General features: G+C 62.5%; 12 protein-coding genes. 8 read left to right on the top strand and 4 right to left on the bottom strand.

Translation table 11 applies throughout. The features are described from left to right. The coding region (locus M0R80_29335) for a hypothetical protein (GenBank protein MCK9463743.1) at positions 1–556 on the bottom strand (556 nt) is incomplete at its 3' end. A 269-nt stretch (positions 557–825) separates the two neighbouring features. Here M0R80_29335 and M0R80_29330 point away from each other — a divergent pair. The 4 genes from M0R80_29330 (at position 826) to M0R80_29315 (ending at position 3,761) form a co-directional block, all read left to right on the top strand. Further along, positions 826–1,143 carry a hypothetical protein gene (locus M0R80_29330; GenBank protein MCK9463742.1) on the top strand — a complete coding sequence of 106 codons (318 nt, stop codon included), beginning with the start codon at positions 826–828 and terminating at the stop codon, positions 1,141–1,143. 245 nt (positions 1,144–1,388) lie between these two features. After that, positions 1,389–1,715 carry a hypothetical protein gene (locus M0R80_29325; GenBank protein ID MCK9463741.1) on the top strand — a complete coding sequence of 109 codons (327 nt, stop codon included), beginning with the start codon at positions 1,389–1,391 and terminating at the stop codon, positions 1,713–1,715. Then, a complete protein-coding gene (locus M0R80_29320) occupies positions 1,708–2,394 on the top strand; it encodes a molecular chaperone Tir (GenBank protein ID MCK9463740.1) in 687 nt (228 codons plus the stop codon). Before M0R80_29325 ends, M0R80_29320 begins: the two co-directional genes overlap by 8 nt. A 68-nt stretch (positions 2,395–2,462) precedes the next feature. Next, on the top strand, positions 2,463–3,761 hold the full coding sequence (locus M0R80_29315) for a hypothetical protein (protein MCK9463739.1): 1,299 nt from the start codon (positions 2,463–2,465) through the stop codon (positions 3,759–3,761). Positions 3,762–3,893: 132 nt separating this feature from the next. On the opposite strand, the gene M0R80_29310 is transcribed toward M0R80_29315, so the two are convergent. Then, the gene (locus tag M0R80_29310; protein MCK9463738.1) at positions 3,894–4,253 is read right to left on the bottom strand and encodes a hypothetical protein; all 360 of its coding nucleotides are present in this window, start codon (positions 4,251–4,253) and stop codon (positions 3,894–3,896) included. Between the two features lie 656 nt (positions 4,254–4,909). On the opposite strand from M0R80_29310, the gene M0R80_29305 reads away from it, so the two are divergent. The 3 genes from M0R80_29305 to M0R80_29295 all read left to right on the top strand — a co-directional run bounded on the left by M0R80_29305 (position 4,910) and on the right by M0R80_29295 (position 8,556). Then, positions 4,910–5,806 carry a hypothetical protein gene (locus tag M0R80_29305; protein ID MCK9463737.1) on the top strand — a complete coding sequence of 299 codons (897 nt, stop codon included), beginning with the start codon at positions 4,910–4,912 and terminating at the stop codon, positions 5,804–5,806. 200 nt (positions 5,807–6,006) lie between these two features. Further along, positions 6,007–7,791 carry a DUF1566 domain-containing protein gene (locus M0R80_29300; protein ID MCK9463736.1) on the top strand — a complete coding sequence of 595 codons (1,785 nt, stop codon included), beginning with the start codon at positions 6,007–6,009 and terminating at the stop codon, positions 7,789–7,791. A gap of 120 nt (positions 7,792–7,911) precedes the next feature. Beyond that, positions 7,912–8,556 (top strand): hypothetical protein, encoded by a 645-nt coding sequence (locus M0R80_29295; protein MCK9463735.1) that lies wholly within the window; start codon positions 7,912–7,914, stop codon positions 8,554–8,556. A 55-nt stretch (positions 8,557–8,611) separates the two neighbouring features. Here the strand turns inward: M0R80_29295 and M0R80_29290 are convergent, their stop codons facing one another. Continuing rightward, positions 8,612–8,857 (bottom strand): hypothetical protein, encoded by a 246-nt coding sequence (locus tag M0R80_29290; GenBank protein ID MCK9463734.1) that lies wholly within the window; start codon positions 8,855–8,857, stop codon positions 8,612–8,614. 167 nt (positions 8,858–9,024) lie between these two features. Between M0R80_29290 and M0R80_29285 the strand changes: the two genes are divergently transcribed. Further along, positions 9,025–9,324 (top strand): hypothetical protein, encoded by a 300-nt coding sequence (locus M0R80_29285; GenBank protein ID MCK9463733.1) that lies wholly within the window; start codon positions 9,025–9,027, stop codon positions 9,322–9,324. Positions 9,325–9,338: 14 nt separating this feature from the next. On the opposite strand, the gene M0R80_29280 is transcribed toward M0R80_29285, so the two are convergent. Then, positions 9,339–9,540 (bottom strand): hypothetical protein (locus tag M0R80_29280; GenBank protein ID MCK9463732.1); only part of this gene is annotated, 202 nt, incomplete at its 5' end.

Genomic DNA, 9,540 nt, shown 5'->3' with positions numbered 1-9,540 from the left:
GCTCAACGACGAGCGGCGACACCTGCCGCTGCGCCACGCCCAGGCTGCGGCGCACGCCCTTGAGCGTCTCCTGCACCGCCGCCGACGACGTGGGCGACGGCGTGATCCCGGCGAGCTTGTGTGCCTGTGAGATGGAAACGAGGGCGCGCTCGATGGTCGCCGCCTTCCTGCCGATCTGCGCGAGGTGAGCGACGTAGGCTCCGATAACTGTCGGCTGCGCCGGAAGTGCGACCGCACCGTTTTCTTGGCACCAGTCCTCGAAGCGCGCCCAGTCGCCCGCGTACGCCTTCTTCGTTGCCCCCGCCTTCGCGTCCGTTGCGAAATCCTTCGCCGCCTCCACGAGGTCGTGGAGCGCGTCGAGCGACGTGTGCTCGTCGTCGTTCTGGATCGCCAGCGCCTCCGAGCCACTGTTTTCGGGCCTGAGCGGCGATAAGGTTCCATTCTCGGAGGTCAGAATCGGGGTGGTCGCCGAGGCGTCCTCGGAGGGCGTCGGTGACGCTTCCGAGGCACCCGTGAGTTGGCTGTTGCCGCTCTGACTGTCGATAATTCCTGGCATCAATTTCATGATATTGAGCTGAGGGGGGTGTGCCAACGATTCCGACAGAGCACCCATGTCGATTTTTCGGTCAGCTCGACGTGCTTGCTGACTTCATCGCCCGGCGGTAGCGTAGGCTCACAAGGTCGAAGCTGGCCGGAGGACGGGAACGGGGATGGGTTCCGGAGGAAACAGCGGTTATGTTGCCTATCCTCGGCGGGGATTACTGAAAGCGGACCAACGTGCTTGCTGCCGGCGACCGACGCCGGGTCGTTCTTCTCAGGAGCAACATGGCAGCGTATACGGCCTTTCTCGTGATCGCTGCTGCGCTTCACTTCTGCGCGCTGTTTCTCGTGAAAAAATGGATCCTGAAGGAGAAGAGCCCGGGCAGAAAGTTCGCACGGTGCATGGTTGCGATCGCGCCGTCATCTGCAATTGCGATCTCGGTATTTGCGGTGTCCGTGTATCTGGCAGAGGGACACACTGATCCATTTCTGCTCTTGGGTCTGTTGTTCGGGTTCGGTCAGGCTTATGTCGTGGGAGTCGTTTGTGCATCCGTGTTTCTGCTTGTTCTTCGCTGGAAGAGACAAGAATCGAAACATGAATAGTGGGGATTGGTAAGACCACGCACCGTTTGCTGCCCAACGTCGCGCAGCCAAGCGGCGCGGCTACGATATTGATCTCACGTCTTCGGCCGATCACAGGGCACGCCACGACTTTGATCGCAGTCCACTCAGCTCCCACCCCTGAAACCCTCTCGCCGCTTGCTGACTTCATCGGCCGGCGGTAGCGTAGGTTGTTGCGTCAGAGTCGGTCGAAGGACGGGAGCGGGGATGGGTTCCGGAGGAAAACGATGATCGCCACGTTCAACGCCAAACAGCAGTTCAAACTCGCGTCGCGGGGTCGCGTCATCGTGGGAGACATCGCCTCGGGCACGATCAAGCCCGGTATGATCGCAACATTGCCCGCGCCATCGGGGCCAACAACGACGGTGGTGCGAGGCGTGGAGTTCATCGACCATGTCGGCAGGCGCACGTCCGAGATCGGGTTGTGGGTCGATGAAGACATCCTTGCTGCCGTCGAGTGGGACGCACTCGCCCTTCCGACAGAGTTTTCGGTCGTAGATGCCGCCGATACCGGGGCCGGTGAGATGATAGGAGATCGCGGACACCATGAATAAAACATTAAGGACCGTTCCCCTATTTCTGAGTGCGGTTCTGGTTGCGCTGGTGTTTCCTGCCTGTGGTGACGTCGACGGACTCAAGGGCGGCCATGGCGCGCATACCTATGAAAACGGCCACAAATATATTGGGGAGTGGAAGGACGGGCTGCGCCACGGACAAGGGACCTATATCTGGACCGATGGTGGAAAGTACGTGGGGCAATGGAAGTTGAACGAAAGGGATGGGTACGGAGTGCTGACCGAGCCGGACGGGACCAGGTACACCGGGCAGTGGAAAGACAGCAAGAGGAACGGACAAGGTACACAAATCACCCCAAGCGGTGAGAAGTACGTCGGCCACTGGGCGAATGATAGAAGGAACGGGCAAGGAACCGCGACCTGGCCGAATGGCGAGAAGTATGAGGGCGAGTGGAAGGACGACGAGAGAAACGGCTGGGGTGAGGGCACAAATCCAACAGGCGACCGTTACGTAGGAGATTGGGTAAGAGACCAGAAGCACGGAAAAGGAAAGGGCCTCTTCACAAACGGAGACGAGTGCTTCGGAGAATGGAAGAACGACATCACCGATGGCACGGGCACGTTCACCTTTGCCGGAGGTAAAAAGATCGTCGGAGAGTACCTCGACGGAAAATACCTCGGGCCACCGAAAGGTCCGGTACCAAAGGAAGATCGTTGAGGTAGACGCCGCGCTCCTCCCGACCTGTGCGAGAGGTGGTACACTGCCTGTACCTGGGGAGGTCCGAGATGAAGAACGCGATCTGGACATGGATGGTGGCAGCGGCCCTGCTGCCCGCGTGCTCGGACAACGGTTCGTCCGGCGATCCCGATGCGAGCGCGGATACCGACGCGGATACGGATACGGGCACGGACGAGGAGTCGGACTCGGACTCGGACACCCACGACTCGACATGGAGCTGGAACTGCCCCGATGTCCCGGACAGCGGCGCTCTCGACCCGTGTGATTACACCATCGTTCCCGGGCAATTCAATCCGCTCGTGACCGCTGGGGAGCTTGACGGAGGAATCACATTCGTCACGTCATTGGGCACGCCGTCGTTGATCCTCGCGGAACGCTCTTTGGAAGATGACGTCACACCGTTCGTGGTCGTTCTCTCGTTCGGAGACGATGATGACGCACCTCCCGAGGTGGCTGAGGTGGGTCTGTTGTCTCCACCCGACGAGCCGCTTCGCGCGCGCGGCACCGTTGCAGCGGAATTCTGCTACTGCGACATGGCGGAGGGTTTCGACGTCATCGGTTATCGTGGGGTTGGTCTTCTTTGCGGCGATTCCGGATGTGCCCTCTACGGCGTCCTGGAAGAGGAAGGCGTACCGGCGGGTCTCTTGCCGATACCCGGCGGAGAGGTTCCGCTCGCGGAGCCGGTCGGTCTCTACTGGTTGCTGGCCGCAGAGGATACGCCCGTATTCGGCGAGGTGTGCGCGTACGGCGATGGGATCGCGTGCTTCGACGGCGCCGTTTGGAGCACCGTCGAAGCGGCCGGCACCTCGCTCATCCGGGCGTCGGATCTCCTGGAGGGCACCAATGCCTTCAACGATGCGGTCTTGGTCGCCGACGACGGTCAGCTGTACTGGGAGAGCGACGTCGGCGACGGAATGGCGTCGGTCGGCCCGGACGTCTCCCCGCTTTCCGTGAGCTGGTTCCCCACTTACCCGGAATCACCGATGAGCCACTTCATCGTCGGCGGCGACGAGGTGGTCGTGCTCGGTGGCGGAGGCGGCGAAGCGGTTGCGTGCGCGTTTCCGGGGGATGCTTTCCCGGTCGTGCTAGGACACGTGCGATGGGCTACGCTCTTCGAGGGCGACTGTGACTTCCTCGTGGCGACGCTCTTCAACCAAGCTGGTGATGTCTTCGGAATCCTTCAAGCGAAGGACTTTCCGTCGAAGCTCTGTAGCTTGTCCGAGGTTCCTCTCGGCCCACCACGCGCGGTTGGGTTCTGGATACGACCGTTGAGCTACCCCGAGTTTCACCAGTACGTCGTCACCGAGACCGGTGTGTACTCGCGGTACGTCGCCCCTTGGTGGTAGCGGCTCGCTTGTTCCGAACAGGGAAACCGGGGCGTACCCTGCGAGTGCTCCACTCAGCTTCCTCACCGGAAACCGACCCCTCTTGCGGCTCTCGCCGCCGACGATCACGTATCCCGTAGACGGACGCTCCCCTCACCCTTCTACAAGGAGCCGGAGCAGGACCTTCACGTTTTCGAGCTTGGACACCACTGCGTCCACCTCGGGAGGGGCCACGATAGACGCGACGTCGCTCCCGGAAAAGATCAAGGCCCGGGTGATGGTGGGGTACGCCTTCCTCCATGCCACGACCGCCTCCGTCCCGAGCGGCTGCCCCGCCCCGAGGCAGTAGTCGCAGACGAGGTGCGTGATCATGCCGTCCTTGAGGATGATGTCGGCCTCGGAACACGAGGAGGCGGTGAGCACCTGGTCGAAGCTTGACTCGAATGCCCTCCTGAGCATGGAGCAGACCCGGGCTTCGTCGTCGACGACCAGGGCGTTTCGCTTGGGTTCCATGATCCCCCCCAGGGTTGGAACAGGCTGAATCGGACCGCGTCTAGGAGGAAATGTCAAACGGGCGGGCCGTCGTCGATAGCGAGAAGGGCACAGGCGCAGCTCCTCGCTGCCTGCGCGAGGCGCTGCCGATCATCAACACGGAAGGACATCCATCCGCGCCGCGCTGCTCGCTCGCAGGACGCTCGCGGGAAAGCACGGGGAGAGTCATTAGCGACCCTCTTGCTCGCCGAGAATCGCGCGTTACGTTCTAAAAACGTCCTCCCCATGAGCGAGCTGGAACTAAGGGCACAAGTCGTCCTGGGAGGACGTCCAGCTCGTTGACCTTATTCTTGAACATCGGACTCACCTTCAAGCTCACGACCGGCCGCGCTCCTCGCCGCCTGCGCGAAGTGTCGTGGAATACCTGGGGTCGTCACCGGCCCTGCGTTCGCGTGGACCGGCACGCGCCGCCTCTTCGACGCCTGCGGCTTCGCCGTGGTGGGCAGCTGAACAGTGCGGCCACGATTCCGGCACAACTTGTGCCGCTGTTTCGCGATGTCGATTTCTGCGGGCTCGGAGAGCGACCAGCAATTTCGCCGGTTTGCGCGGAGCGACCGCCGCGGGTCCTCATTGGCGCGCAACTTGCTTTTGCTCTACCCTGAGATTGGAGGGGAACCATGTCACGACGCGTTTTCGGCTCGGGGGCAGTCATCGCGTGCCTCGTCGCAGCGCTCGCTGCAATCGCGTGCGGCGACGACGATTCCGAATTCACGGGAGACTCGGGCACGGATGCGGGCTCGGACACCGATACCGACGCCGATTCGGACGGCGGACTCGACGGCGGGAGCGACGGCGGGCCGTACACACTGTGGAACTGCCCGACCTCCCCGTCTTCGATCGACGACTTCGCGCCGTACCGGGATCCGGTGTCAGTGGAGGAGATCCGCGCAACGATCTACGCGGAGATCTCGTCCCGAATCGAGACCTCGCAGCTCGCCTCATGTGCGGATCCCGGCGACTGGGACGACTGCGTCGAGGGGAGCTACACGGCCGCCGACGGCGCCCAGGTCGAATACCGGCTGGCGAGCGGCACCTCGACCACGATCATCGGCGACTACTTCTCGATAACCACCACGAGCTCCGACGAGACGGCCCACATTTCGCTCCCCGAGGGCGCCGAGGCTTGGAGCGCGCTGGACTGGAGCGAGACCCACGACTACGAAGTTAACGAGGTGGATCTATGTTCGGAAGATGTAACGGAGTTCACTGCCGCATGGACAGGCTCTCTCGCGGCCGACTGGCCGACCGACTTCGCGCTCGAGGGCCAGGTCAGCGAATTTGATAGTTGGGCGGGTTACTACCACGAAGACTCCGCCGGTCTCAGCCACGCGCTCTGCGACTTCGACGTCGCCGCAGGGAGGGATGATTGGGTTGGTGAGTACGTGTACATCACGATATACGATCACCATCTCTCCACAAATGACGGGACAGATGGCGGTTACTGCTGGATCGACGGCGAGTGCGTCGGCGTTGTCGACATCGAGGCCTGGGAGATCGTCGACGACTGCGAGTAGCGCCCTGCTTCCCGGATCGTGTCGCGTCGCGGTGAACGGCTCAGCCGAATGACCCTGACACTTCTTCGCGCGCCTTTACTTTACCGCCTTCGCCGACCAGCGATCACGCAGTCCCGTACGCGTCTTCTCTTCCCCTCCCGTCCGCGATTCGCTATCACTGATCCACTCGGAAAACGCAGCCGCACCTCGGAGAAGAAGCGATGCACAACGCCCACCGCGTGCTCCTGATCCTCGTCGTGCTCACCGCCGCTGCGTGCGGTGCTCCCGCGCTGCCCACCGGCCCGGCGGTGACGCCGCCCTCGGGCGGAGGCGGCGGCAAGTACCAGTGCAAGAACGTCTCCGGCAAGACTGACCCCTGGCTCGTCGAGTGGGACGCGACGCAGAAGGCGAGGATGCAGGCGACGTCACAGAGCGGTGTCCTCCTGGTGAGGTACACGGGCTGCGATCTCGAAGTGCTCTACGGTTGCGAACGTCAGGGTCAGTACAAGCTCGTGCCGACGACGCCCGCGAGCAGCACCGAGTACATCACGAGCGAGGACGAGGTCTTTGCCAAACTGCCCATCGGCGCGCTGAGCTTGGTTGCTGAGTTCCAACAGGGTGACAAGTGGTCGCTCGACTACGTCATCGTCGGGATGCGACAGGCGTCGATCTCCGCCATCAAGCGCGAGGAGCTGTCGGGAGAGTGCGCGCAGGCTACGCACTACATCTCGGGGATGGCCGTGGGCGCGTACCAGCTCACCTCTGCGGCGCGCCGCATGGCGGGCGGCGGAGCGACGGTTTACGGCGCTGGCGCGGGCGCATCGAGCGGCGCCGCGGTCGGCGCGCTTCGGCAGGACGGGAGATACGAGAAGTGCAACAGCGACGACGCGACCGCCGATGACCCGCGCTGCCAGGCGATCGTGCAGCTGTTCCTGGAGCCGCTCGTCGAGGGGATTGCCTCGTCACCTGCATCTTCGATTGGGACGTCGCAGCCACCCACGGGAACGACGAAGGACTACTACGGCTCACTCGCGACCGAAGGCCCTCCCGCACCGATTGGGTTTGATGAGAAACAGTACAAGGCCGACATGGAGAAGGCTTGGGCAGCGGTGAAGAAGGCCGCGAAGGGATCCAGTTCGCAGAACCAGCTTGAAATGTACCAGCGGTTCCTCACCGATTTTCCAGTGGACAATCCGTACGCCGACAAAGCGCGCAAGGACGTTGATCGCCTCGACGCGCAGCTCACGAAAGAAGCGGAGGCAAACGCTGCTGCGGCACAGAAAGCTGCAACACTCGCGGCCGAAAAGGAAAAGGCCGAGTTGATGCGCCAGGCCTACGAGGCGGCGAAGAACGCGCACGGCAGCGCGAGCGATAGGCTGGCGAAGTGGCAGCGGTTTGTCCAGGCGTACCCGGGGAGCGACAATCCTTATCTCGCCACGGCGCAGCGGGAGATTGTGCAGCTCGAACCGCAAGTCGAAACCGAGCGACAATCGGCTGCTGGCACTGCTGCTCAAGCAACCGCGGCAACAGCTGAGCAACAACGTCTTGCTGCCGAACGGGCCCGATTGGAAGAGGAGGCGAAAAAGAAAGTTGCGGAGGCGACCCAAAGTCGAGAGGTGCAGCAACCTGGTACTAATCTATATTGGCTCCGTTGTCCGCTCGGCCAGACGTGGAGCGGCTCAGTGTGTATTCGTGAGGCCATGCAGATGGACTGGAACGCAGCCATGCATGCCTGCCCTTCAGGCTATCGTTTGCCTACTCGACAGGAATTCATCGATCTGCTTGGCGGTTGCGACAGTGACGTTGGGAATGAAAAGAGCGGGAATTGCAAAAAGTGTGGGTTGAGCGATTCATGTAATAGGATGTTTGAGTTTAAAACCGGACTATTTTGGTCTTCCTCTACCGACGACGACTACGCGTGGCGCTCAAGCTTCAGCGACGGCGGCGTGGGCAAGGCCCGCGTAAAATATGAAGTTAGTGTCCGTTGTGTCCGTTCCGGATCATGATCTGGTGATCCCGTAGCCGCCCTCCCTGCCGCCTGTGCGAGGCGCTCCCCGGCCTCCTTGCTGCACAGTCGCGCCCGTGGCACGATGTCTGCCGTAACCCACAGAGAAAGGGGGCGGGGTATGAACGCAACGAAGGGGTGTGTCCTCTGCACGAGCATCGGAGCCGTTTTTGTCGGGGTCATCACATTGGTGGCGATCTCGACCACGGGGTGCGGCGGAGTCAGAGCCGGTTCGTTCCAGTCCCAGCCGACCTTTGTTCCACTCGCCGAGCGGGACTACAGATTCGTGCAGCACGGACTCAGAGGTGAAGCGTGCAAGACGACGGTGCTGGGCTTCGGAATCGACGATCACTCCTACGCGGCGGCGATCAAGCAGGTCCATAGGCAGGTTCTCAAGAAATACCGACCGGACTACCAGCTCGTGAATGTCGTAGAAGACTGGACGTTCAAGTTCTTTTTACTCGCGTGGAAGAACTGCACGGTCGTGTCCGCAGACGTCGTCGTTTTCGGAGACCCCGATCAAATCGCTCCACCGCCAACCGGTGAGGCAGGGAGCGACGAGGCGACCCAAATGGCGGAGCAGGAAGAGCCGCCGGTCGCCGCAGAGGAAGCGACAACTGACGGAGAAGCACCCGATCTGAGCTTGAAGAAAGACACGGCGCTGGACGGAGCACCCACCGCGAGCGACGGGGCCTCTGCGCAGACGATCAAGAAGGTAAAATCGAAGAAGTCCAAGGACGCTTCGAAGTCTCCGTACAACGAGTGACCGAGGCAGCGGGACGATGGGGTGGTCGGTCTTGGGCGCTTTCTTCCCCTCTTGTTCAGTCGCCGCAGGAGCCTTGGCAGGCTGACTCGCAGTCGGAGCGGTGGTCCGTGGGGTACGCATCGTGGCCGGAAGACGACGTCATCGCCGGCGCGGAGACGCTGCTCTGCCCGTCGCAACTCGCGAGGCATGCGCTGATGGCGTTCTTGCACTCGGGTGAGAGCTTGACCGGGTAGCAACCGCTGCCCAGCGTCACCGAGCAGATCGTACCGAGCCCGAAAATCGCGATCCTGAACAGCCGCATGCTCGTAGTCTATACTCGCGCTATGGTCGCCGTCGAGGTGCGGAACAGAGCGTGGGCGAAGAAGCCGCTCGTCGAACTGTGCCGCCCGGAGATGTTCAGGGAGATGTGGCGTAGGGTATAGTGGCCCACCCGGATCGGTTGACATACACAGAGAGAGGAGACCCAACATGTCCCAGCTCGCATCCACCATCGAGAAGGCGGCTCACGCCTTCGCGCAGTCGATCCTCGCCGCCGTGAAGGAAGCCTCGTTGCAGGAGCTGCTCGCGCTGCAGGGGGAGCTGCCGAAGCGTGGGCGACCGGCGAAGGTGGCGAAGCCGCTGGGCCGCAAGCCGGGGCGTCCGCCGAAAGCTTCCGCGAAGAAGACGGCGAAGAAGATCAAGTGGCCGACCTGCAAGCGCAAGGGGTGCACGAAGAACGCGTGGGCGCGGGGCAAAGGCTTCTGCGGAGAGCACGCGAAGAAGAAGTAGCTGCTCGGTCGAGGTCACGCGATGCGCACCACCCAGCCTGCCGCCAGATCACGCGCCCACTCCGCGATCCCGGTCCTCGTGGCCGTCGTCCTCGCGGTCTCCTCGGCCGCCTGCTCCAGTGGGAACGATTGGGATCGGAAGGACGCTTGGCGCCGCTGCGACGACGCAATCAACGACTGGCCGGACAGACCGGCGCCGCCCTGCGCGAGATCGGAA

This window comes from Pseudomonadota bacterium (genome assembly GCA_023229365.1).
In the GTDB taxonomy this organism is placed as follows: Bacteria; Myxococcota_A; Polyangia; order JAAYKL01; family JAAYKL01; genus JALNZK01.
This window is presented reverse-complemented; position numbering and strand designations above follow the sequence as displayed.